This is a genomic window from Flavobacterium johnsoniae, from assembly GCF_030388325.1.
Taxonomy (GTDB): domain Bacteria; phylum Bacteroidota; class Bacteroidia; order Flavobacteriales; family Flavobacteriaceae; genus Flavobacterium; species Flavobacterium johnsoniae_C.
This window is the reverse complement of the sequence record NZ_CP103794.1, coordinates 2403670-2429086: the sequence shown is the minus strand read 5'-3', so window position 1 is coordinate 2429086 and position 25417 is coordinate 2403670. Positions and strand designations below refer to the sequence as shown.

22 protein-coding genes are annotated in these 25417 nt (G+C 32.3%); 15 read left to right on the top strand and 7 right to left on the bottom strand.

The annotated features are described in order from the left end of the window. Nucleotides 1–150: 150 nt before the first annotated feature. The 10 genes from NYQ10_RS10500 to NYQ10_RS10455 all read left to right on the top strand — a co-directional run bounded on the left by NYQ10_RS10500 (nt 151) and on the right by NYQ10_RS10455 (nt 7605). Nucleotides 151–1311, top strand: coding sequence for a DUF1624 domain-containing protein (locus tag NYQ10_RS10500; protein ID WP_289880635.1), 1161 nt, complete (start codon nt 151–153; stop codon nt 1309–1311). Nucleotides 1312–1362: 51 nt separating this feature from the next. Next, nucleotides 1363–1830 carry a DUF1572 domain-containing protein gene (locus NYQ10_RS10495; protein ID WP_289880633.1) on the top strand — a complete coding sequence of 156 codons (468 nt, stop codon included), beginning with the start codon at nt 1363–1365 and terminating at the stop codon, nt 1828–1830. Between the two features lie 206 nt (nt 1831–2036). Next, a complete protein-coding gene (locus NYQ10_RS10490) occupies nt 2037–3224 on the top strand; it encodes a hypothetical protein (RefSeq protein WP_289880631.1) in 1188 nt (395 codons plus the stop codon). 150 nt (nt 3225–3374) lie between these two features. Further along, nucleotides 3375–3701, top strand: a complete 327-nt coding sequence (locus tag NYQ10_RS10485) for an ArsR/SmtB family transcription factor (protein ID WP_177210505.1) — start codon at nt 3375–3377, stop codon at nt 3699–3701. After that, entirely contained in the window at nt 3691–4191 is a 501-nt protein-coding gene (locus NYQ10_RS10480; protein ID WP_289880628.1) for an SRPBCC family protein, read from the top strand. The genes NYQ10_RS10485 and NYQ10_RS10480 overlap by 11 nt, the downstream gene beginning before the upstream one ends. Before the next feature lie 47 nt (nt 4192–4238). Continuing rightward, entirely contained in the window at nt 4239–4742 is a 504-nt protein-coding gene (locus NYQ10_RS10475; RefSeq protein ID WP_289880626.1) for an SRPBCC family protein, read from the top strand. A gap of 105 nt (nt 4743–4847) precedes the next feature. Beyond that, entirely contained in the window at nt 4848–5222 is a 375-nt protein-coding gene (locus NYQ10_RS10470) for a hypothetical protein (protein ID WP_289880625.1), read from the top strand. Further along, on the top strand, nt 5219–6109 hold the full coding sequence (locus tag NYQ10_RS10465; protein ID WP_289880624.1) for a hypothetical protein: 891 nt from the start codon (nt 5219–5221) through the stop codon (nt 6107–6109). The genes NYQ10_RS10470 and NYQ10_RS10465 overlap by 4 nt, the downstream gene beginning before the upstream one ends. A gap of 50 nt (nt 6110–6159) precedes the next feature. After that, nucleotides 6160–7029 carry an alpha/beta hydrolase gene (locus NYQ10_RS10460; RefSeq protein WP_289880621.1) on the top strand — a complete coding sequence of 290 codons (870 nt, stop codon included), beginning with the start codon at nt 6160–6162 and terminating at the stop codon, nt 7027–7029. 27 nt (nt 7030–7056) lie between these two features. Further along, a complete protein-coding gene (locus tag NYQ10_RS10455; protein WP_289880620.1) occupies nt 7057–7605 on the top strand; it encodes a hypothetical protein in 549 nt (182 codons plus the stop codon). A 70-nt stretch (nt 7606–7675) separates the two neighbouring features. Here NYQ10_RS10455 and NYQ10_RS10450 read toward each other — a convergent pair whose 3' ends face one another. Together NYQ10_RS10450 and NYQ10_RS10445 are read right to left on the bottom strand one after the other, a co-directional pair. Next, nucleotides 7676–9211 carry a YifB family Mg chelatase-like AAA ATPase gene (locus tag NYQ10_RS10450; RefSeq protein WP_289880618.1) on the bottom strand — a complete coding sequence of 512 codons (1536 nt, stop codon included), beginning with the start codon at nt 9209–9211 and terminating at the stop codon, nt 7676–7678. 72 nt (nt 9212–9283) lie between these two features. Then, nucleotides 9284–10261, bottom strand: coding sequence for a Gfo/Idh/MocA family protein (locus NYQ10_RS10445; RefSeq protein WP_289880617.1), 978 nt, complete (start codon nt 10259–10261; stop codon nt 9284–9286). Between the two features lie 117 nt (nt 10262–10378). On the opposite strand from NYQ10_RS10445, the gene NYQ10_RS10440 reads away from it, so the two are divergent. The 3 genes from NYQ10_RS10440 (at nt 10379) to NYQ10_RS10430 (ending at nt 16382) form a co-directional block, all read left to right on the top strand. Then, nucleotides 10379–13378 (top strand): amidohydrolase family protein, encoded by a 3000-nt coding sequence (locus tag NYQ10_RS10440; RefSeq protein WP_289880616.1) that lies wholly within the window; start codon nt 10379–10381, stop codon nt 13376–13378. A 38-nt stretch (nt 13379–13416) separates the two neighbouring features. Further along, nucleotides 13417–14724: an amidohydrolase family protein gene (locus NYQ10_RS10435; protein ID WP_289881022.1), complete on the top strand. Its 1308-nt coding sequence runs from the start codon at nt 13417–13419 to the stop codon at nt 14722–14724. 341 nt (nt 14725–15065) lie between these two features. Further along, entirely contained in the window at nt 15066–16382 is a 1317-nt protein-coding gene (locus NYQ10_RS10430) for an ammonium transporter (RefSeq protein WP_184166921.1), read from the top strand. A gap of 405 nt (nt 16383–16787) precedes the next feature. Here the strand turns inward: NYQ10_RS10430 and NYQ10_RS10425 are convergent, their stop codons facing one another. The 3 genes from NYQ10_RS10425 to NYQ10_RS10415 all read right to left on the bottom strand — a co-directional run bounded on the left by NYQ10_RS10425 (nt 16788) and on the right by NYQ10_RS10415 (nt 21658). Continuing rightward, nucleotides 16788–18869 (bottom strand): protein-disulfide reductase DsbD family protein, encoded by a 2082-nt coding sequence (locus NYQ10_RS10425; RefSeq protein ID WP_289880615.1) that lies wholly within the window; start codon nt 18867–18869, stop codon nt 16788–16790. Further along, nucleotides 18869–20179 (bottom strand): tRNA lysidine(34) synthetase TilS, encoded by a 1311-nt coding sequence (gene tilS, locus NYQ10_RS10420; RefSeq protein ID WP_289880612.1) that lies wholly within the window; start codon nt 20177–20179, stop codon nt 18869–18871. Before tilS ends, NYQ10_RS10425 begins: the two co-directional genes overlap by 1 nt. Before the next feature lie 192 nt (nt 20180–20371). Next, entirely contained in the window at nt 20372–21658 is a 1287-nt protein-coding gene (locus NYQ10_RS10415) for an anthranilate synthase component I family protein (protein ID WP_289880611.1), read from the bottom strand. 276 nt (nt 21659–21934) lie between these two features. Between NYQ10_RS10415 and NYQ10_RS10410 the strand changes: the two genes are divergently transcribed. Next, nucleotides 21935–22309 carry a DoxX family membrane protein gene (locus NYQ10_RS10410; protein WP_289880609.1) on the top strand — a complete coding sequence of 125 codons (375 nt, stop codon included), beginning with the start codon at nt 21935–21937 and terminating at the stop codon, nt 22307–22309. 56 nt (nt 22310–22365) lie between these two features. Here the strand turns inward: NYQ10_RS10410 and NYQ10_RS10405 are convergent, their stop codons facing one another. Next, a complete protein-coding gene (locus tag NYQ10_RS10405) occupies nt 22366–22908 on the bottom strand; it encodes a lipocalin family protein (RefSeq protein WP_289880607.1) in 543 nt (180 codons plus the stop codon). Nucleotides 22909–23083: 175 nt separating this feature from the next. On the opposite strand from NYQ10_RS10405, the gene NYQ10_RS10400 reads away from it, so the two are divergent. Next, complete coding sequence (locus NYQ10_RS10400; RefSeq protein ID WP_289880606.1) at nt 23084–23737, top strand: hypothetical protein; 654 nt, start codon at nt 23084–23086, stop codon at nt 23735–23737. Between the two features lie 52 nt (nt 23738–23789). Here NYQ10_RS10400 and lpdA read toward each other — a convergent pair whose 3' ends face one another. After that, complete coding sequence (lpdA, locus tag NYQ10_RS10395) at nt 23790–25193, bottom strand: dihydrolipoyl dehydrogenase (protein ID WP_115886283.1); 1404 nt, start codon at nt 25191–25193, stop codon at nt 23790–23792. Between the last annotated feature and the right edge of the window lie 224 nt (nt 25194–25417).

The following is a 25417-nucleotide window of genomic DNA, read 5'->3' as shown; positions in this document are numbered from 1 at the left end:
CCAAATCATTTTTTGGCTAAAGCCTTTTTACTTTTATCAAATATACCTCCAGCTAAAACTAGAGGCAATTCATTTACTATTACTATTATTGCTTAAATACTTAAAAAATATTTTCTTAGATTTACTCTTAAGTATTTAAAAATCAAACCCATGAAACGACAACCATCAATCGACATTGTCCGCGGAATTGTAATGATTATTATGGCTCTTGACCATGTTCGGGATTTAATGCATGTCGATTCGATTATACAAAGTCCGACCGATTTGGCTACTACTTCGCCATTGTTGTTTTTTACGCGTTTTGTTACGCATTTATGTGCGCCGACTTTTGTTTTTCTTGCAGGAACTTCGGTTTATCTTTCGCTTCAAAACAAAAATGATTTAGCCGAAACGAGAAAATTTTTACTTAAAAGAGGAATTTGGTTGCTTATTCTTGAATTTACCATTGTCAATTTTGGATTGTTCTTCGATATTGGTTTTCATTCCGTTTTGTTTGAAGTGATTGCGGCAATTGGTTTTGGGTTTATTGTTTTAAGTTTACTGCTTAAAATCCGTTCTCAGATTTTAGGATTTATTGGACTTTTCATACTCTTTTTTCACAACATTTTACCAATTATTCCTTTTGAAGAAAATTCAGTTCTAAAAAACATTTTGGCGCCGTTTTTCAGTCCAATCGTAATTCCGTTTTCTGGAAGAGCATTTATTATGGGTTATCCGCCAATTCCGTGGCTTGGCATAATGCTAGTGGGTTTTGCAACTGGTAAATTCTTTGCATTGGCAGAAGAAAAAAGAAAAAATCTATTCATAAAAATTGGTTTAAGCGCTTTAGCTTTATTTGTCATAATTCGTTTTATAAATATTTATGGAGATCCAGTTTTATGGACAACACAAAAAGATGCCGTTTTTACCTTTTTATCTTTTATGAATATAACCAAATATCCGCCTTCTCTCCTATTTTGTCTGGTTACTTTGGGAATTATGTTTTTGCTTCTAGCTTTCGCAGAAAGATTCTCAAACGGAATCAAAAAAGTAGCTTTAGTTTACGGAAAAGTACCTTTGTTTTATTTTGTAGTTCACTTTTATGTCATTCATATTCTAACTCTTTTAATGCTTTTTGCGCAAGGTTTCACTTTTTCGCAATTCGAATTTGCGTCTGGAACTTTTGGAAGACCAAAAGGTGCTGAAAGCGGTTTATCGATTTGGATAATCTATATAATTTGGATTTTTGTTGTGGCAATTCTTTATAAACCTTGCCAATGGTTTGGAAAATATAAAGCTGAAAACCAGCATTGGTGGTTGAAATACGTTTAATTTCACACATGCTTTTTATGGATTTGTTATGCTAAAATAATTTAATGTAATATGAAAAATACAATAGAAATTGCGAGTCGTTTTAGAGAAGTTATCCTAAACGGAACATGGATTGCCAATACTAATTACAAAGATCAGTTGCAAAATCTGGACTGGAAAATAGCCGTTACTCCTATTCAAAATTTAAATACCATCGCGCTTCTGGCACAACATATTCATTACTATATTGATGGAATAAACAATGTCTTCAAAGGTGGAACGCTGGATATAAAAGATAAATTCAGTTTTGATTTTCCTCCAATAAATTCTCAGCAAGAGTGGGAAAATTTTCTAATTAAATTCTGGAATGATGCTGAAGAATTTGCTTCTCTAATTGAACAAATAACTGATGAAAAACTCGAAGAAAATTTCGTAGATGTAAAATATGGTTCATACAGAAGAAACATTGAAGCAATGATTGAACATAGTTATTACCATTTAGGTCAAATCGTATTGATAAAAAAATTATTAACTAATTAGTTTTTTCTTCATTTCTTATAAAAACCAAACGTTCTAATCTAGCCCCGATAGAGCCGATATCCTCGTAATGCAATGGAGAGATAAAGGCGAAAGCGGGATCAAGGCTTCTTATGAAAACCTATAAATCTGCTCCTCAAAAAAATCTTAAAAAAGGCATAGTTGTTGAATATTAAAAGAAATATATTTACACCTTTAAAAGAATTACTATGCAAAAAACTACTTTACTAATTTCTATACTTTTTTTGGCTCTATCTTCTTGTGGCGTTAAGACAACTCAAGCGCTTATAAGTGACGGAAATTACGACGGCGCAATTGATCGAGCTGTCGAAGCTTTAAGAACAAATAAAGATGCTAAAGGAAAACAAGATTATGTGTATTTGCTTGAAGAGGCTTTTGCAAAAGCGAAAGATAGAGATTTACGTAATCTTGAAATGTTAAACAAAGAAGGAAATCCTGCCAATGCGGAACGAATTTACAATACTTATTTACAGCTAAATAACCGTCAGGAAAAAATTGGCCCGATTTTGCCATTGAAGTTATTGAAGCTAGGCAGAAATGCTAATTTCTCATTTGATAATTATTCGACTGAAATTGTAAATAGTAAAAATGCGCTTTCAAAATATTTATATGAAAACGCTTCGGCACTTTTAAAATCGAATAATAAATTAGATTTCAGAAAAGCTTACGATGATTTTGCTTATTTAGAAAGCATTAATCCTGATTACAAAAATGCCAAAAAACTGATGGATGATGCGCTTTTTAAAGGAACTGATTTTGTTGATGTTTACGCCAAAAACGAAACAGAGATGGTGATTCCGAAAATGCTTCAAAATGATTTATTGGATTTCAAAACTTATGGTTTAAATGACAAATGGACGGTTTACCATAGCACAAGACAAAAAAATGTAACGTACGATTACAGTTTGATTCTTAATTTTAGAGAAATTGCAATTTCCCCAGAACAGATTAAAGAGAAAGAATTTCTAAAAGAAAAAGTGGTTAAAGATGGCGTAAAAACGATTTTGGACAGTCGCGGAAAACCTGTAAAAGATAGTTTGGGAAAAGAAATTAAAGTTGATAATTATAAAATTATCCGCGCTACGGTTTATGAATTTAGACAATTTAAATCTTGCTTGGTTACGGCTAAAGTTGATTATGTTGATTTAAAAAGCAATCAATTAATACAAACTTTTCCAATTAGCAGTGAATTTATTTTTGAAAATGTTTATTCAAAATATAAAGGAGACCGAAATGCTTGCGATGATAATTATCAAAGCTATTTTTCTAAACGCGCCGTAGCTTTTCCAAACAATGAACAAATGGTTTATGACACGGGCGAAGATCTGAAAGCTAAACTAAAAGATATCATCGTGAGAAATAAATTTAGACGATAATTATGTAACATATAATTCTGGAAAAAGGCGCAATTTTAATGCGTCTTTTTTTGTTTTCGGTCTTTCTAAATAAAAAAAACTTCTTTTCGTGTTGCGCAACCAAAAAGTTGCGTATATTTGCAACTGATTAGTTGCGTAATTTATAAAAAGATGAAACGAGATATTTTTCAGGCAATTGCCGATCCGACGAGAAGAGCGATTTTGGTTTTGATTTCTTCGACTGCATTGACTCCAAATGCGATTGCGGAACAATTTCAAACTACTAGACAAGCCGTTTCTAAACACATTAAAATATTAAACGAATGTGATTTATTAGAAGAAAAAAAATTGGGCAGAGAAATTTATTATCAGCTCAAAATTGATAAAATGAAAGAAGTTGATCAATGGCTGGAACAATTTAAAGCAATTTGGGAACAGCGTTTTAGTCAGTTAGATCAAGTATTATTAAACTTAAAATCTAAAGAAAATGAAAACTGATTTGCTAATGAATTTTTCTGTAGACAAGGAAAATAAAGCCGTAAATGTAAAACGCGAATTTGATGCACCTTTGTCAGATGTTTGGTCTGCATGGACTGAGCCAGAAATTCTGGATTTGTGGTGGGCGCCAGCTCCGTTTAAATCCAGAACCAAAAGTATGGAATTTAAAGAAGGTGGAAAAAGACTGTACGCCATGGTTGGTCCTGACGGCACAGAACGCTGGAGTTTTTTTGATTATACTTCGATTTCTCCGAAAACAAATTTTAAACATTCTGCCACTTTTTGTGATGCTGACGGAAATCCGAATTCTGAATTTGGAAGCTCTTATTGGGATATTACCTTTTCTGAACAAGGCGAGTTAACCGTTGTCGATATTCATATCAAACGTGACAGTTTTGAAGAATTGCAAAAAATAATTGAAATGGGTTTCAAACAAGGATTTACATCTGCTATGGATAGTTTGGACAAAATCTTCGAAGCTCGAAAATAATAGCATTTCAAGCAAATTAATTAGTAACGAATTAAAATCTAAAGAAAATGAAATCAAATCTTTTAATGAATTTTACTGTAGATAAAGAAAATAGTACCGTAAATGTAAAACGCGAATTCAACGCTTCACTTGCAAACGTTTGGTCTGCTTGGACAGAAGCAGAAATTCTAGACAAATGGTGGGCGCCTGCTCCTTGGAAATCAAGAACAAAAAGTATGGAATTTAAAGAAGGCGGCCGCAGATTGTACGCAATGGTTGGCCCTGAAGGCGAAGAACATTGGGCAATTGCCGATTTTACGTCGATTAGTCCGAAAACGAATTTCAAATATTCTGATGCTTTTTCAGACAATGAAGGAAATATAAATAATGATTTTCCGCGTTCAAGTTGGGATGTTAATTTTTCAGAAAATGGCGATACTACTTACGTCGATATTGCAATTAGACATGAAAAATTTTCTGATCTAGAAAAAATAATCGAAATGGGCTTTAAAGAAGGTTTCACAATTGCAATGGAAGGGTTAGACGCTGTTTTTGCTGAAAATTCGAAATAAAAAATTAAATAATTCGAAACACTAAGTCCTGCAAAATTTGCAGGATTTTTTTTGTATTTTCGATTTACAAAAATTTACTTTTCTAACCATTAAACGCAAACATATATGAAATTCTTTACCTTGCTTTTCTTATTCCTTTCGATTACGGTTTTTTCTCAAAACAGATATGAACTTTCAGATGAAGGCAAAGACAAACTTTATCTTTCAGATTCTATAGAAACACTAGCTAAAGCTGGAAAAATTACTGAAAAACCAATAGTTGTGGTAGACGGAATTCCGCATCGTTATCAGGATTTAGAAAATGAGAAATTGGTTCTTTCTAAAATGGAAATCAAAAAAATTACTGCTCTTGAAAAACAAAAAGGCATTAATATTTATGGAAATTATGGAGAAGCAGGCGTTCTAATTGTTACTACAAACAGAAATAGCTATCATAAACCGGAACAGGAAGTGAAAGAAGTCCAAAATTTGAAACAATGAAAAAATTAATTTTCATACTTTTTACATTTTTGTTTTTTGTTTCGTCTGCACAAGTAAAACTCAATGATAAAGATTTGAAAAATCTTATCGCGATTAGCGAACTTTATTCTAAAAACACAAATGCTTCAGGGGAACAATTTGCAAAGTCAATAGATTCATTAAAAACTCCAAAACTAAATCAAATTTGCCAAACATTGATTGAAGTTGGAAAAGGCGATGAAACAATATTATCTAACAAATATTTGTCAAGACCAAGCAATGACGAATTGACAATGTGGTATGTAATTCGTGAAATTCATTATAATCAAGTAAGTGAAAAACGAAAACCTAGACCAAATATTGAAGTTGTAAAAGAAATATTATCACAGAAAATAGATGAACGATGGCTTTTAGACAATTACTACTACAGAATTCATGGGGGAATTGCTACTTTATTTAATAATGCAGATTTAAGCATGAAAAATATTGATATCGAGGCATTGGGTTTTAAAAACGAAACCGAGAAATGCATATTTTATTTTAATATCATTAATTCTCTTGTCGGACCGCGCTTTAAAGTGCTTTTAATGCTGAAAAACTACGATAAAATTTTATCTTTTTCTGAAAAACTTCCCACTTTTAATGGCAAGAAATATTACTATTACACGGATCTTGATTTTAAAGATTTTAAATGGTATGGTTATGAAAAAAAAGAATCTTACAGTGAAGTAAATTTTAGCAATTTATACAACGTACTTCTTGCTCAGTTTATGGCCGTTTCGAGTCTAAAAGACAAAAAAGATATACAAGAAATTTATTTTAATTCTATACTTTATAAAGAAAAGTACTTTAAATATTCAGCTTCAAAAGATGATTTACAGTACCTATATCTTAAAATAAAATCGTGAAATTTCTTAATTAAAATTAATTTTACAAAAACATTTTACATCATTTTCTAATGAACAATTTTTACGCTCTGGCTTTTTCTCTTTTATTTTTTACTTCAATATTCAGCCAAAAAAACAAAACTAAAATTGTTGAAACTTCTAAACCTTTTGTTTTAGGTGTTATTGACGAAATTCAATCAAAAGAATTAGGAGAAAAAAGAATCTTAAATATTTATCTTCCAGAAGGATATAAAGGAGAAGAAGCTACAAAATACCCGGTTATTTATTTGTTAGATGGTTCTGCCGATGAAGATTTTATTCATATTTCTGGATTAGTTCAATTTAATAGTTTTGAATGGATCAATCAAGTTCCAAAATCGATTGTTGTAGGTATTGCAACTGTCGACAGACGTAGAGATTTTACATTTCCTACAACGGTAGAAAATGATAAAACTCGTTTTCCAACCACAGGTCATTCTGATCAATTTATAGCTTTTATAGAAAAAGAATTACAACCTTTTATTGATAAAAAATATAAAACCAACGAATCAAAAATGATTATTGGTCAATCTCTTGGCGGATTATTGGAAACAGAAATCTTATTTAAAAAACCTTCTCTTTTTAATAAATACGTTATCGTTAGTCCGAGTTTATGGTGGGATAATGGCTCTTTATTAAATTCAGATTCTGAAATATTGAAAGAGAACTTTAATCAGAAAATTGAAATTTATATTGCTGTGGGTAAAGAAGGTTTAACTCCAACCGCCATTCCGCGTGTAATGGAAGTTGATGCAAATTTATTGGCAGAAAAAATAAAACTTTCAAAAAGCAAAAACATTAAACTCTATTTCGATTATTTTCCCGAAGAAAACCACGGAACAATATTACATCCTGCGGTTGCCAATTCTTTTAAATTCTTTTATCCGATAGACAAAAAATAAAGCAAATAAACCAATCTCAAAATAATAATGCTTATCACTTATCAACTTGACGAAAATGATTTTCTACAATATCAACTTTATACAGCTTCAAAATCAGAGCGAATTAAAAAGAAAAGATTAAAAAGTAAAATTATAATACCGATAATTTATGGTCTTATTATAGCATTTGATCTTTATAAAGGAAATACAAACAGTGCAATTGTATTTTTAGCAATGGGTATATTATGGTTTTTCCTTTACCCTTTGTGGGAAAAAAGACATTACATAAAACATTACAAAGGCTTTATAAAAGAAAATTATCAAAATCGATTTAACAAAGTTGTTGTTATTGAATTCGCTTACGATTTTATTTCATCAAACGACATTAGCGGAAGCGAAATGAAAATAGCTACAAGTGAAATTGAAGAAATAAATGAAATAAGCTCCTCAATTTTTATAAAATTCAATATTGGTAATTCACTTATCTTACCAAAAAATAAAATCCAGAATAATGATGACATTATACTATTTCTCAGGCAACTTGCTAATAGTTTAAATGTAAAATACAACATTGAAAACAACTGGAAGTGGAAATAATTTTTTGTAAAAAAAATAAATTGTGAAATGTAAAACGAAAATCTTCATTTTACATTTCACAATTATTATTCTATCCCAACCAGCCTTCTCTATCTAAACTTCTATATTGAATTGCTTCTGCAATATGCGACGAAATAATATTTGGAGCATTATCTAAATCGGCAATAGTTCTGGAAACTTTCAAAATTCTGTCATACGCGCGCGCTGAAAGATTCAATCTTTCCATTGCGTTTTTTAATAATTCTTTTGAAGGTTCATCCAAAACACAAAATTCACGAATTAGTTTACTGCTCATTTGGGCGTTGTAATGAACATTTTCGACCGTTTCAAATCTTTTGGTTTGAATTTCTCTCGCTGCTGTAACACGTTTACGGATTTCTACACTACTTTCTGCCTTTCTTTCGTCTGCTAATTTTTCGAAAGGAACTGGCGTAACTTCAATATGAATATCAATTCGATCTAATAACGGACCTGAAATCTTACTCATATAACGTTGCATTTCGTGCGGAGAAGTTGTATTTGGCATACTTGGATCATTAAAAAATCCACTCGGACTAGGGTTCATACTCGCCACAAGCATAAATGAAGATGGATAAGTAATCGTAAATTTAGCACGTGAAATTGTTACTTCACGATCTTCCAACGGCTGACGCATAACTTCTAAAACATCTCTTTTAAATTCTGGCAATTCATCCAAAAATAAAACACCATTATGCGCCATTGAGATTTCTCCAGGCTGCGGATAACTTCCGCCTCCGACCAATGCCACATTTGAAATAGTGTGGTGCGGACTCCTAAAAGGTCTTTGATTCATCAAACCAACTTCTTTTAGTTTTCCTGCAACGCTGTGAATTTTAGTGGTTTCCAAAGCTTCACGCAAGGTCATTGGCGGCAAAATACTCGGAACTCGTTTCGCCAACATTGTTTTTCCAGCTCCGGGCGGCCCAATCAAAATAATGTTATGACCTCCAGCAGCCGCGATTTCCATACAACGTTTGATACTTTCTTGCCCGCGAACATCCGAAAAATCAAATTCTGGAAAATCGAGCGTTTTGTAGAATTCTGCTCTTGTATCGATTACGGTTGGTTGCAAAGTTCCTTTTCCTGAGAAAAAATCAATAATTTCTTTTAGATTTTCAACCCCGTAAACATCTAAATCTGAAACAATCGCCGCTTCTTTTACATTTTGAATCGGAAGAAAAAAACCTTTATAACCTTCTTCTTTAGCTTTTATTGCAATTGGCAAAGCTCCGCGAATGGGCTGTAAACTTCCGTCGAGAGAAAGTTCTCCCATAATAATATAACGTTCAATTTCGGGAGCTTTTATTTGATCTGAACCGACTAGAATTCCCATAGCCAAAGTCAAATCATACGAAGAACCTTCTTTTCTAAGATCGGCGGGCGCCATATTGATTGTAATTTTCTTTCCAGGAAGACTAAATCCGTTATTTTTTAATGCTGCTGCAATTCGGTAACTGCTTTCTTTTATAGCATTATCTGGCAATCCAACTAAATGATAACCAATTCCTTTATCCATATGAACCTCTACCGTAATTGTTGTCGCTTCTACTCCAAAAACAGCACTTCCGTAAACTTTTACTAACATAAATTACTTTCATTAAATCTTTTTTAAAACTAATGAAAAATAATTAATTGTAAATATTTTATTACAAATAAATTAAAATGGTAATTTAATTTGATTTTTAATCTCTTCCACAATCAAACTCAAATCCAAACAATTTTGATGTGACCAAAGTTTGCTTTCAATTTGATTATTTCTAATGCAATTCTGACATTCCATAATTTCATGAGCATATCCTTTTCCTAAAGTTGGTAAAGTAAAAGTTGCTTCTTTTTCTTCATTTATAAATAAAGAATATACATCGGCAACAAACCAAGGCGCGTTTAATTCAATTCTTCCTTTTGTTCCCGAAATAATCGCTTTCATATCAGATTCTGAAACTATTGAAGCATGCAGAATCGATTGAGCCGCTTCGTATTGCAAAATCATAGAAGTTTGTAAATCAATATCATTTTTATGTTTTATGGCTTTTGCTATAATTTCTTTCGGATTTCCTAATAAAATATAAGATAGAAATAAAGGATAAACGCCAATATCAAAGAGAGCGCCGCCGCCTAATTCTTTATCAAATAATCTTTTGTTTTCGGTTTCACTTCCGTGAAAGGCAAAATCGGCTTTTATGTAATTTATTTGACCAATTACATTATTGTTTATTTTCTGCAAAACATTTTGAACCGACGGAATAAATCGTGTCCAAAAAGCTTCCATAAAAAATTTATTGTGCTTTTTAGAAGCTTCGATCATTCTTTGAGCATCTTTATAGGACAAAGCCATTGGTTTTTCGCATAAAACATGTTTACCATTTTCTAAAGCTTTTATAGACAGTTCGGCATGAGAATTATGAGGCGTTGCAATGTAGATTATCTCAACTTCTGGATCTTTGAAAATCAAATCGTAGCAATCGTAAACTTTTTGAGCATTAAATTTTTCGCCAAATTCTTTTCCTTTATTAATATCTCTAGAAGCGACGGCTGTAAGTTCTGCATCTTTTAGTAAAGATAAATCTGCTGCAAATTGGCTTGCAATATTTCCCAAACCAATAATTCCCCATTTTATATTGTTCTCTTTTTTCATTTATTCAAATTCAGCTTATTAATAAATATCTAAAATAAGCTAAAAACTATTTTCAAAAAAAATAAAACTGTTCTAACATATATTTCATATTTTTAGCAACAAAATTGTAAATACCATATGAAAAAAGCCCTACTACTACTCTTTTTGAGCCTTTTTTTAACAAAAATGCATGCTCAAGACTATTTCCCCGTTAACGAAAGTGTACATAATAAAAGTAAAAATTACACTGTTTTTACAAATGCCACTATTTATGTTACTCCAACCCAAAAAATCGAAAAAGGAACTTTACTTATTCAAGATGGAAAAGTAATCGCTGTTGGAACCAATGTTACGATTCCTAAAAACAGTATCAGTGTTGATCTTACAGGAAAAACTATTTATCCGTCATTTATAGATATTTATACCAATTTTGGAATTGAAATTCCAAAAAACAATCTTTCTCCAGGAAGAAACCGAAATCAAATTTATGACACTAAAAAATCTGGCTATTATTGGAACGAAAGCATTAGACCAGAAGTAAATGGTTATGAATCTTTTAAATATGATCAACCAAAAGCAGATGAATTACTGAAAGCAGGTTTTGGAGTTGTAGGAACTCACGTTGTTGACGGAGTTGCTCAAGGAAGCGGCGTTTTGGTTGCATTAAACAATGAAGACAAAAGCAAACAGATTATTGCAAATAAAATTACCAATCATTTTGCGTTTACTAAAAGTGCGTTAACAAGTCAGGCATATCCAAGTTCTTTAATGGGTATGATGGCGTTATTGCGTCAAATGTATTTAGATTTGGATTGGTACAAAAAAGGAAATTCTGAAACTAAAGATTTATCATTGGAAGCACTTGCCGCCAACGAAAAATTGATTCAGGTTTTTGCCACAGAAGACAAATTAAACAGTTTAAGAGCTTCAAAAATTGCAAAAGAATTTGGACTGAATTATATCTTAAAAGGAAGCGGAAATGAATTTGAAAGAATTGAAGAAATTAAAAATACTAATGCAAAATTCATTATTCCGATTAATTTTCCTGAAGCTTATGATGTTTCAAACCCATATCTTTCTAATCAAATTGAATTGACTGATATGCGTTTCTGGAATCAGGCGCCAACTAATTTAAAAGTACTTTCAGATAACGGAGTTGTATTTGCTCTTACGACTGATAAATTAAAAAAAATAGAAGATTTTAAGCCTAATTTATTAAAAGCTATTAAATATGGTTTTGATAAAACAAAGGCTTTAGAAGCTTTAACTACTGTTCCTGCTGCGCTTTTAGGAAAAAGCAACGAAGTAGGAAGTTTAAAAACGGGAAGCTTTGCTAACTTTATTATTACTTCTGGAGAAATCTTTGACGAAAAAACGGTTTTATACGAAAACTGGGTTCAAGGTTCTAAATTTATTCTAAATGACATTAAGGCGAAAGATATTCGTGGCAATTACGACTTAACAGTTGGTAAGGATATTTATAAATGGAAAATCGACGGAACTGCTGAAGCTCAAAAATCTGAGATTACAACTGCAGATTCTAAAAAAATAAAAAGCACTTTCTCAATTGCTAAAAACTGGATCACATTAGTAATCAAACCTGCAGACACGATTAAATCTAATTTTACGCGTTTAACGGGATTTATTGAAAATCAGCAGAATTTATCCGGAAAAGCAACTTTATCAAACGGAGAAGAATTGGTTTGGAATGCGGTAAAAACGAGTCCGTTTGTTGCTGTAAAAGATACCGCTAAAGCTGAAAAACCAAATCCGATAATGCCAGTAACCTATCCGAACGTGGCTTTTGGAGATACAAAAAAACAATCTGCTCAGACATTATTATTTAAAAATGCAACCGTTTGGACAAACGAAAAAGAAGGCATTTTAACAGAAAGTGATGTTTTAATAAAAAATGGAAAAATCGCTGCTATCGGCAAAAATCTTTCTGATGCAGGCGCAACTGTTATTGATTCAAAAGGAAAACATATTACAAGCGGTATTATTGACGAACATTCGCATATTGCAATTTCTAAAGGTGTGAATGAAAGCGGTCATAACTCAACTGCCGAAGTTACGATTCAGGATGTTGTAAATTCTGAAGACATTAATATTTATAGAGATTTAGCTGGAGGTGTTACAATTTCTCAATTATTGCATGGATCTGCAAATCCGATTGGAGGTCGTTCTGCTATTGTAAAATGGAAATGGGGTTCTTCTCCAGAAGAAATGTTATATAAAAATCAGCCTAAATTTATCAAGTTTGCTCTGGGTGAAAACGTAAAACAAGCCAATTGGGGAATTGACAATCCGACTCGTTTTCCGCAAACTAGAATGGGTGTTGAACAAGTCTTTACCGATTATTTTCAATTAGCAAAAGAATATGATGAAAATTGGAAAAAATTCAATTCAGGAAACAAAAAAGGAAAAGCGCCAAGAGTAGATTTAGAATTACAGACTTTGGCCGAAATTTTAAATAAAGAACGTTTTATTACTTGTCACTCTTATATAGAATCTGAAATTTTAATGCTAATGAATGTTGCTGAAAAATTCAATTTTAGAGTAAATACTTTTACGCATATTTTGGAAGGATACAAAGTTGCAGATAAAATGAAACAACATGGCGTAGGCGCTTCTACTTTCTCAGATTGGTGGGCTTACAAATTTGAGGTAAATGACGCTATTCCGTTCAACGGACCAATTATGCATAATGAAGGACTTGTTGTAGCTTACAATTCTGACGATGCAGAAATGTCTAGACGTTTGAATCAAGAAGCTGCAAAAGCTGTAAAATATGGAAATATCTCTGAAGAAGATGCTTGGAAATTTGTTACGCTGAATCCTGCCAAATTATTACACATTGACGATAAAGTAGGAAGTTTAAAAGTAGGTAAAGATGCAGATGTTGTTTTATGGAGCGAAAATCCGTTATCTATTTATGCTAAAGCTGAAAAAACGATTATTGAAGGTGTAGTTTATTTTGACATCGAAAAAGACGCAGAAAAACAGACGGCGATTACAAAGGAAAGAAATGAATTGATTGGACAAATGCTGCAAGAAAAGAATAAGGGAAACAGCACTCAGCAACCAACCAGAAAAGAGAAAAAAGAATACCACTGCGACACATTGGAGCAATGGTAAGAACTTTAGAAAATTCATTAATGATTAAAAGAGAAATGATGATACATAAAAATATATTTAAGCTGTTTTTGTTATTCTGCGCTTCAACACAACTGAGTGCACAACAAATACCAGCTCCAAAACAAACCAAATCGGTTTTAATTTTAAACGCTACTGCACATTTAGGAAATGGAACTATTATTGAAAATAGCGCAATCGGTTTTAAAGACGGAAAACTAACATTAGTCGCCGACGCATCGACCATAAGATTAGCCGATAATGCTTACGATACCACAATTAATGCTGCTGGAAAACATGTTTATCCTGGTTTTATTGCACCAAATTCGACCCTTGGTTTAGTAGAAATTGATGCTGTAAAAGCTTCAAATGATGATGAAGAAATTGGAAGTTTTAACCCAAATGTGAGAAGTATTATTGCTTATAATTCTGAATCTAAAGTAGTAGAAACTGTTCGCCCAAATGGAGTTTTGATTGCACAAGTAACTCCAAGAGGCGGTAGAATTTCTGGAACATCATCTGTTGTACAATTAGACGCATGGAGCTGGCAAGATGCTATTTTGAAAGAGAATGACGGAATTCATCTGAACTTTCCGTCTAGTTTTAGAAGAACTGGAAGCTGGTTTGAACCAGGAATTATTGAAGCCAACAAAGATTATCCAAAACAGTCTGAAGAAATTAATACGTTTTTCGTTAATGCCAAAACTTATAATCAAGCTGTTTCTAAAGAAAGAAATATTGTTCTAGAATCCACAAAAGGATTGTTTGACGGAACTCAGACCTTATATATTCATGCAGATGAAGAAAAACAGATTGTAGACGCTATTCAATTGGCATCCGAAAATGGCATTAAAAAAATTGTTATTGTTGGTGGTTTTGAAGCTTATAAAGCTGCTTCAACTTTGCAGAAATATAATGTTGGTGTATTATTAAGACGTGTTCACGATATGCCGACAAGCGCAGATCAAGATGTTAATTTACCATATAAAATGGCTAAAATATTAACCGATAAAGGTATTCTTGTAGGCTTAGAGAACAGTGGCGATAACGAACGTATGGGCGCTAGAAATCTCCCGTTCTTGGCTGGAACTTGTGCTGCTTTTGGTTTAGACAAAGAAAAAGCAGTTCAATTAATTACCTCAAACACAGCAAAATTATTAGGAATTGATACTACTTGCGGTACTTTAGAAACCGGAAAAGACGCTACGTTATTTATTTCTGAAGGTGACGCGCTAGATATGAGAACAAACAAACTTAATACGGCATTTATTCAAGGAAGAAATATCAATCTAGAAACTTTTCAAGTAAAGCTTAACAATAAATTCAAAGCAAAATACAACCAGAAATAGTTTTAAATTTAAATCATAAAAATGGCATCAGACGATTATTCGTTTGATGCCATTTTCTTTTAAAAAAAATAATTGTTTTTAGAAAATCACAAAGAATACTTCAACAAATAACTAAAAACACCTCATTATTACCTCATTTAAAGCTCCAAAAGCGTCGAAAAACATAAACACACTCGATTTTTGATTAATAAATTGTAAAATTTAAGTCATTTTTAACAGATACACTCAAAATAGAGGGGGTTAAAATGGAAAATTAACAAAAATTAAACACTAGACTATATTTTTTTAGGGGGTATCAAATGATTTTATACTTTTATCAAAAATTTTAAAACTAAATAACTATGCGAAAAATTATTTTAAGTGTGATTCTTATCACGATTTTAGTACTAACCTTTATTTCAAACTTTATCATTGCAGATAACCCAATTCCAGCAGAGGCTGTAAAGTTTGATACGGGAGATACTGCCTGGATGATCGTTGCAACTGCATTTGTATTGTTAATGACACCTGGATTAGGTTTCTTTTACGGAGGTATGGTAGGTAAGAAGAACGTAATTAGTACTATGCTACAAAGTTTTATGGCAATGGTAATTGTTACAATTTTATGGGTTGTTGTTGCTTTCGGATTAGCTTTTGGACCAACTATTGGAGGTATTATTGGTAATCCATCTACTAATTTATTCTTTGAAGGTGTTGGAACAAACACAGCTTGGAGCCTTGCACCAACGATTCCTTTTATGTTATTCGCATTATTTCAGGCAAAATTCGCTATCATTACTCCTGCGTTAATCACTGGAGCATTTGCAGAACGTATCCGTTTCTGGGCGTATTTGTTATTTATGGTTTTATTCATCATTTTAATATACACTCCGCTTGCTCACATGACTTGGCATCCTGATGGAGTTTTCTTCAAAATGGGAGTTCTTGACTTCGCTGGAGGAACTGTAGTACACATGAGTGCTGGATGGGCTGCATTGGCTGGAGCTATTTTCTTAGGAAAAAGAAAAGTTCAAAAAGCAAATCCTGCTAGAATTACTTATGTATTATTAGGAACTGGTTTACTTTGGTTCGGATGGTTTGGTTTCAACGCTGGTTCTGCTTTAGGAGCAAATGGTCTTGCAACTCAAGCTTTAGGAACAACTACTGTTGCTGCTGCAGCTGCTGCTATGGCATGGGTTTTCCTTGATAAAATCTTAGGACACAAATTATCTGCTCTTGGAGCTTGTATCGGAGCTGTTGTAGGCCTTGTTGCTATTACTCCTGCTGCTGGTTTCGTAAGTATTTCTCACGCTATTTTCATCGGTTTATTCTCTGCAATTGTGAGTAACATTGTTGTGAGCAAATTCCCTAAAGGAAAAATTGACGATGCTTTAGATGTATTCGCTTGTCACGGTGTTGGTGGTATGGTAGGTATGTTGCTAACTGGAGTTTTTGCTTCAAAAGCGATCAACCCTGCAGTTGGAGACAATCAAGGTCTAATCTTCGGAACTCCAACATTGTTCATCAACCAATTAACTGCTTTAGTTGTGGTTTCAATCTTTGCTTTTGTTGCTTCTTATGTTTTATTCTTCATCGTTAATAAAATTACTCCTCTAAGAGTTACTGAAGAAAAAGAAGAATTAGGATTAGATATTTCTCAACACGGAGAATTCTTATAAGAAATTAATTTTCACTTTCGCTTGATAAATAAAAGGGGCCGTCTTTAAAAGAACGGCCCTTTTTTATATATAGTTTCAGCAGAGCAAACATACAACAGATTGTAAAAATGTCGCTCAGCTAGAGCTTTTTAAAATTCGTATCAATAGAAATCTACAAATATTAAATCCCTCAGGAGTTTCTTTCATAAAAGAAATGATTTATAAAGCCAGCATAAAAAAAGCGCTCTAAAATTAATTAGAGCGCTTTTGTTTGAATTAATTTCAACCCCCAAGAAAATATATTATATCTTTTGAATAAAGATTTTAAAACAAGAAATTCTTAATTCTTAATTCTTAATTCTTAATTCTTAATTCTTAATTCTTAATTCTTAATTCTTAATTCTTAATTCTTAATTCTTAATTCTTTTATTTAAAATTCGAAATTCCTTCTTTCAACCATTTCAAATATTCATCAGCGCTTACATAACTGATTGTTGGTTTAGAAGCATTCAAATTATTTCCTTCTAAATCCGTAATTACATATAAAGGCTGCGTATTCGTTTTATATTTTGAAATCATAAAATCTGTCCATTTATCGCCAGTAGTAATGATTTTATCTCCTGAAGCTGTTGTAAATTGTTCTTCTTTTGGCAGTTCACGTTTATCATCAACATAAAGTGAAATCAAAACAACATCATTTTTTAGAATTGGCAAAATTTCAGGTTCTGACCAAACATTGTTTTCCATTTTTCTACAGTTTACACAAGCGTATCCTGTAAAATCAAGCATTATTGGCTTTTTAATTTCTTTTGCATAAGCCAAACCGTCTTCGTAATCGTGAAAAACCATAATTCCGTGCGGTCCTAATTCTGCACCTGCTGGAAGACCTTTTCCTGCTTCTGCGGAAACTCCTCCATTTCCAGATCCTCCTACTCCAAACGGACTTTCACTATATGTTGGCGGCGGCGGAAACGCACTGATTAATTTTAAAGGCGCTCCCCATAAACCAGGAATTAAATAGAATGTAAATACTAAAGTTAACAATCCTAAATACAATCTTCCTACCGAAATATGATTTGTCGGACTATCGTGAGGCAATGTAATTTTTCCAAATAAGTACAAAGTCATTGCAGCAAAAATGGCAATCCAGATTGCAATAAACACTTCTCTTTCTAAAAAGTGCAATTGTAAAACTAAATCGGCATTTGATAAAAATTTAAACGCAAATGCTAATTCTAAAAATCCTAAAACAACTTTTACCGTATTCAACCAACCACCAGATTTTGGCAATGAATTTAACCAACCTGGGAACATGGCAAATAACATAAACGGAAGTGCCAATGCAGTAGAAAAACCTAACATTCCGATAGCTGGAGCGATTCCTCCATTTGTCGCAGCTTCAACCAAAATTGTACCTACGATTGGTCCTGTACACGAAAAAGATACAATTGCTAAAGCCAACGCCATAAACAAAATCCCTATTATTCCGCCCTTATCTGCTTGTTCATCTGCTTTGTTTGCCCATGAATTTGGAAGCATAATTTCGAATGCCCCTAAAAATGAAGTAGCAAAAACTACTAAAATCACAAAGAAAATAAGATTAAACCAAACATCTGTAGACAAGGCATTTAAAGCATCTGCACCAAATATTTTAGTAACAATTAATCCTAAACCAACATAAATTACAATGATAGAAATACCGTAAATAATAGCATTTTTTATTCCAGCAGCTCTCGTTTTACTTTGTTTCGTAAAGAAACTTACTGTCATCGGAATCATTGGAAAAACGCAAGGTGTTAACAAAGCAGTAAATCCAAATAAGAAAGCAACAAAAAAGATAGACCACAAACTTCTTGAAGATGCTGGTGCAGGAATTTCTTCTTTAGCTGCGGCAACAGTTTTCTCAACTTTTGGCTGAACTGTTTCTTCTTTTTTAACGGTATCAACCGCAATTCCAGCTACTTTAGTTTCATCAGCCTTAGCTTCTGCAATAACAGGAACTTCTTCTATTTTAAAAGTTGAAGGAACTGCAATTGAAAATTTCTTGCTAGAATTGATACAAACTTCTTTACAAACCTGAAAATCAAAATCTACATCAACCGTTTTTAAGTTCGGATTGATAATTTTAATCTCTTGTTCAATATGAGCCTTCCCTTCAAAGAAAGTTTCATTTACTTCAAAAACATCGTTGTAAGCAGTTCTAGTTTTACCTTCTTTTGCTTTTCCAACCAATTCATAGTTTCCTTTTTGGTTTTTAAAAGTAATTTCTAATGCTAAAGGTCCGCCTTCTGGAGTAAATTGCGAATACATATGCCAGTCTTTTTCAATTACGGCATCAAATATTAAAACGGCATTACTTCCTTTTTTTTCAATTTTAGAAGTCCATTTTACTGGTTCTAAGATCTGTGCATTTCCTTTTGCAAAAGCAAAGAAAAACAAGAAAAGTAACAGCGATTTAGTCCAAATATTTCTTGACAAACTTGTCTGAGGATTTTGAGTAAAGTTCATTATTGTAATTCTATTTTATATATTTTATTTGTGGCTTTTTCTATTTTAAAACGTTCGTCTTGTCTAATTCCGACAACCCAAATTATTTGATCATCAGAACATAAAATCCATGTTTTTTCTTTTTCGATTAATGAAAGCTTCTCATCTTTAAAAAGTTTACTGACTTTTTTAGATTTTCCATGCATTCCAAAAGGCTGAAAAACATCTCCTTCTTTCCATTTACGTAAGAGCAAAGGAAAACGGATTTTATCGGCGTCGACAAATATAACTCTATTTGAATCATAAGTTGTGTGACCTACGTTACAAAGACTTATTTTTAAGGGAAAATTAACGTCTGTATCGTTTTCATTAATCACATATTCTTCCATTTCTGACGTTTCAGAAAACGGACTTAAAATCAAAGTTTCTCTGTTTTTCAATAATCTAAACTCTTCAGCAAATACTTGTTTTCCAGATTGTCCTTCAACTAAATCATAAATATCATTCCAAGCAGAAAAACCAAATTCATTTAACCATTGATATAAATACGATTTATAATTTGGAAGTTTTTTTAGTTGATTTAAATCGAAATGAATATCCTCTCCTGCTTCTTTTGCAACTTGCTGATAAATCATAATTGACGCATCTTCAACCATTTCTTTTGATTCCTGAAGAAAAGATTGTGTTTTCTGAAAAGCATCTAAAAAATTTGGATTGATTTCTTTTAAAACTGGAACTAAATTATGGCGGATTTTATTTCGCAAATATTTAGTCGAAGCATTACTGCTATCTTCTCGCCATTCTATATTGTTTTCTTCGGCATATTTCAAGATTTCTTCTCTCGAAAAAGGCAAAAGCGGACGAATAATTTTATCATTTTGTTCTGGAATTCCTGTTAAACCTTCCAAACCAGTTCCTCGAGTTAAATTGATAATAAAAGTTTCCAGATTATCATCGGCGTGATGCGCGGTCAAAATATAATCGAAGTTTTTTTCTTCTAAAATCTCATAAAACCAATTATATCGAAGTTCTCTTGCCGCAACTTGCGTCGATAATTTATAATCTTTAGCGAAAGCTTCGGTATCAAAATGAGTGGTAAATATTGGAATATTATTTTGATCGCAGAAATTCTGAATAAATTCTTGATCGCCAAAACTTTCTACTCCGCGAAGCTGAAAATTGCAATGCAAAACCGCGATTTCATAAGGCAATTGTTTAAACAATTGAAGCAAAACCATACTATCTAATCCGCCACTTACTGCTAGAAAAAGCTTTTTTTCTGCTAAGAATGGAAATCTCGAAATTATATGGTTTTGAAATTTTGAAAACATCTGATAAAAGTAAAAAATTAAATTCGATCTATTTTTAAATGAAATGTTAAGTCATGGTTCTTTGCCACGAATTGCACGAATTAACACGAATTACTTTTTCTATAAGTCGTGATAAAAAAATATTACCACAGATTAAAAGGATTCAAATGATTAAAAAATCTGTGCAAATCTTTTTAATCTGTGGCGAAAAAATCACTGTAAAACTTCGTGCATTGCTTTCGCCTTCAACAAACATTCTTCGTATTCTTTTTCAGGAATTGAAAGCGATGTTATAGCACTTCCTACCGAAAACGAAACATATTTATTTTCCTGATTGTACAAAATACTTCTGATTACGACATTAAAATCAAAATCTCCTTCGGGCGTAAAATAACCAATTGCACCGCTGTACAAGCCTCTTTTTGTTTCTTCTAAATTCTCAATAATTTCCATTACAGAAATTTTTGGTGCGCCTGTCATACTTCCCATCGGAAATGTTGTTTTCAAAACATCGACAGGAGAATATTGAGCATCTAATTTTGAAGTTACCGTAGAAATCATTTGATGCACTTGCAGGAAAGAATAAATTCCGCAAAGTTCTTCAACTTCTACAGAACCTTTCTGTGCTGTATGCGATAAATCATTGCGAACCAAATCGGTTATCATAATATTTTCGGCACGTTCTTTGGCGTCTGTGGCTAAAATATATTTTGCTTTTTCGTCTTCAACAGGATCAGAAAAACGTTTAGATGTTCCTTTAATTGGTTGCGAAATAATCTTGTCACCAACTTTTGTTAAATAACGTTCTGGCGAAGCAGAAAGCAAATATTGTTTATGATTTTTAAAGAAAACAGTAAATGGCGCTTGAGAAATCTCATTCAGTTTCTGAAATTTCTCTAACGGATTTATATTAGCATTTTCAGCATAAAATTCCATACAGAAATTAGCTTCGTACATATCGCCAATATGAATATGTTCGAGCATTTTATTTACTTTTTCAACATATAAATCTTTAGAAATACGCTGCTTCACTTCGACTCCGCTCAGTGTGACAAATGTTTCGTTTTGAATTTTTACTATTTCCTCAAAATCTTCTTCAACCTCATCATCGCACATCATTAAATATTGAATTTCAAGATCATTCCCTTTCAGAATAAAAATCTTTTTAGGTTGAAAGAAAAACAAATCAGGAAAATTTAAACCGTCAAAATTATTAGAATGAAGATTTTCTGTATCATTTTTCAAGTCATAAGATAGATAGCCAAAAAGCCAGTCTTTTGTATTTTGCTGGTATTGTTTTAAATCTTCAAATGCATTGTAATAATCTGTCTTTAAGGAAGTAAAAGCATCAACAGCCAATACACAATCAAAGTTAGAATATTGCTGCGGATAGGAATTGCTATCTAAAAAAATGACTTCACGAAACTGTTGTGCCCAACTTATAAGCTGTTCTCTAAACAGTTTAGGATTGGCAATATTTTTATGAATGGAAACTCTCAAAAATGGTAATTTTAAAACTCAAAATTACGACAAAAATTTTTGATAAGCCGATGCTGTAAAATTTATTAAAACTGTTAAAAAGACACCTGTTTAATAAGAAAAAATTCGTTATATTTGATATACAATTAGTTTAATCCTAAAATTAAATTGATTTGATTGTAAAATTCTCAAAAACACAATCAAAAATTTGTTTTGTTTCCCTTTTTGAGACTTTAAAAATTGCATCTTTTCCAATAGCTTATTTATATTTTTTAACCTTAAAAAATCCTAAGTATTATGAAAATTGCCACAATTATTGTCCGCGTTTTAGTTGGTCTTTTGTTACTTTTTGCTTCTATCAGTTACTTTTTCCATTTAATGCCAGAGCCTGAAACGACAGGAAATTTCAAAGCTTTTAATGTCGGCTTAATGGCTTCAACCTATTTAATGCCTTTAGCAAAATCTATTGAATTGCTTTGCGGAATTGCATTTGTAACAGGGCGTTATGTAACTTTAGCAAATATTTTGATCTTACCGATTACGGTAAACATTTTGTTTATCAATTATTTTCTTGCCCCAGAAGGACTGCCGATTGCAATTTTATTATTTCTGGCAAACTTATTTTTGATTTACAGATATTGGGATAATTACAAAAGTGTGTTTACTGCATAATTCATTTTCAACTTAAAAATAAAAAACCCGACAGTTCTAAACTGCCGGGTTTTTCTTTAATTTGTTTTGTCGTGTTTCACCCAAACCAAATCGGTTACTTTATATCCGATTTCTTGTGCTTTAATAAGAAAATCTGCTTTTATACTTTCAGGAATTGTTTTTTCTCTCGAAAGTATCCACATGTATTTTAGGCTTTCTCCAACAACCAATGCGTATTTGTAATCTTGATCGATTGCTACAACATTATAACCTGAATAAAAAGGACCAAAAAATGAGACCTTAAGCATACCAACATTGTCTTTTTTGACAAATTTAGCTTTCCCGATACTTTCCTCCCATTTGTCTTTTCTGACATTATAGCCCTTATTATCGACTTTTATAGTTTTATCTTCGTTTAAAGAATATTCTGCCGTAACGTTATTTAAATCTCTTTCCCATTTGTAATCTAATCTAGCGATCTCATACCATTTTCCGAGATATTTATTACTGTCAAAATTGGTTACAGCTTTTGCATTTTTAGGAATTCCACCACCGCAAGAATATAATGCGAGTCCAATTCCTGCTCCAATCAAAACCGGAACTATATATTTAGTTTTCATAATACTATCTTTTTTAATTATCATAAAGATAGTACCTGAATTATACATCTAATTTACAAAATTATTTTGAATCTTTATATCTTTTCTTCTAATTTAAAAAGCCAAAAAATTGAAAAATAAAATTCAATAATGTTCTTACTAAAAATTATATTTGGTAAATCAATCTATCAAATAAATGAAAGCAAGTTTACTTTTAATTCTTTTCTTTTTATCCTCATTTTCCAGATCTCAGACTGTACAAGCTGTCGATTCATTAAATATAGAAATATGCAAAGCGTTGGTTCAAAATAAAAATTTAAATAACGAAATCAGAGTTAACACCATAACCAACTCTTACATAATTCCATACATGAAAAAATTTGGAGATTCAATTACTCGCCAAAAAGCTTTCGAATTGATATTCTTCAGATTACACAAAAACTGTAACGAATTTGTAGCTCTTTTTCCGCAACCAAAAGAAGCTGATGGCTGGACAATACAATATGAAAAACCTGTAGAAAAAAGTACAAGAGAACAATGCAATCAACTCACTAAAAATTCAACATATCATTATTTCGAAAATGACGGAAACAAAGTAGAAGTCACGTTGTCTCATAATCTTTGGACAGAAAAATTTAGCGATAACACTATTTCAAAATTACATTTTAAACAAAAAGGCAATTGTGAATTTGAATTAGAATTCATTGAAAGTGATAACATTTCGAGAAAAAACATGAGTATAAAAGGCGATAAATATCTTTACAAAATCTATGATGAAGATTCTGATTCTTATAGAGTTTACTTAAAAAACAAAGAAACGTATTACACTTTCAAACTATTTAAGCAATAAAAAAACCATCAAATTTCTCTGATGGTTTTTGAAATATTATTTGACGTAAAAATTATACGTGTAAAGCTCTATTTTCAGTCGCTGCCAATGCTGCTTCTTTTACCGCTTCCGCGAAAGTTGGGTGCGCGTGGCTCATTCTTGAAATATCTTCAGCAGAAGCTTTGAATTCCATTGCAGTAACCGCTTCAGCAATTAAATCTGCTGTACGAGCACCAATCATGTGAACTCCAAGAACCTCATCTGTTTTCTCATCAGCAAGGATTTTTACGAATCCATCTAAGTCAGCACTTGCTCTTGCACGTCCTAACGCTTTGAAAGGAAAACTTCCTGATTTATATTTAACTCCAGCTGCTTTCAATTGCTCTTCCGTTTGTCCAACTGCAGCAACTTCCGGCCAAGTGTAAACAACACCAGGAATTAAATTGTAATCGATATGTGGTTTTTGACCAGCTAAAATTTCAGCAACCATTACTCCTTCTTCCTCTGCTTTGTGCGCTAACATTGCTCCACGAACAACGTCACCAATCGCGTAGATATTTGGAACGCTAGTTTGTAAATGATCATTTACTTCAACTTGTCCTCTATCTGAAATTTTCACTCCAGCTTTGTCAGCGTTTAATCCGTCTGTGTAAGGACGACGACCAACAGAAACTAATGAATAATCTCCTTCCAAAGTGATTGTTTCTCCTTTTGCGTTTTCAGCTTGAACTGTAACAGCATCACCGTTTCTTTCTACTGATTTTACTTTGTGAGAAACGTAGAATTTCATTCCTTGTTTTTTCAACACTTTAGTCAATTCTTTAGAAAGAGAACCATCCATTCCTGGAATAATTCTATCCATGAATTCAACTACAGAAACTTGAGCACCAAGACGTAAGTAAACTTGTCCAAGCTCAATTCCGATAACTCCACCACCAATAATAACTAAATGTTTTGGAACTTCTTTTAAAGCCAAAGCTTCAGTAGAAGTGATGATTCTTTCTTTATCGATTTTGATGAATGGCAAAGAAGAAGGTTTTGATCCTGTAGCAATTACAGTATATTTTGCTTCGATAGTTTCAGATGTTCCGTCAGCTTTTGCAACAGCGATGTGAGTTGCATCTACGAAAGAACCTAAACCATTGAAAACAGTGATTTTATTTTTATCCATTAAATAATTGATTCCGCCAACAGTTTGATCAACAACAGCTTGTTTGCGAGCAATCATTTTCTCTAAATTGATTTTTACATCGCCAGAAACTTCTATTCCGTGATCTGCGAAATGAGCGATTTCAGCATAGTGATGTGAAGATGACAATAATGCTTTTGAAGGAATACAACCTACGTTAAGGCAAGTTCCGCCCAATGAATTATATTTTTCTACAATTGCAGTTTTGAAACCTAATTGTGCGCAACGAATTGCTGATACATATCCTCCAGGACCTGAACCTATAATGACTACGTCAAATGAACTCATAGTATTTTGTTTTTATTTTAGCGGTTACAAAATTAAGGAATAAAGTTTTGTTTGAAGTTTAATTTTCAATGTTTTTTGTATGAAATTTTGTTGTGAAGTTTTACCGCAAAGGGCGCTAAGAATTACGCAAAGGTTCGCAAAGGTTTCTTTTTTTAATCTCGCAAAGACGCAGAGGCGCAAAGTTTTTTTTAAGGTAAAGATTACCACGTACTATTGTCATTTCG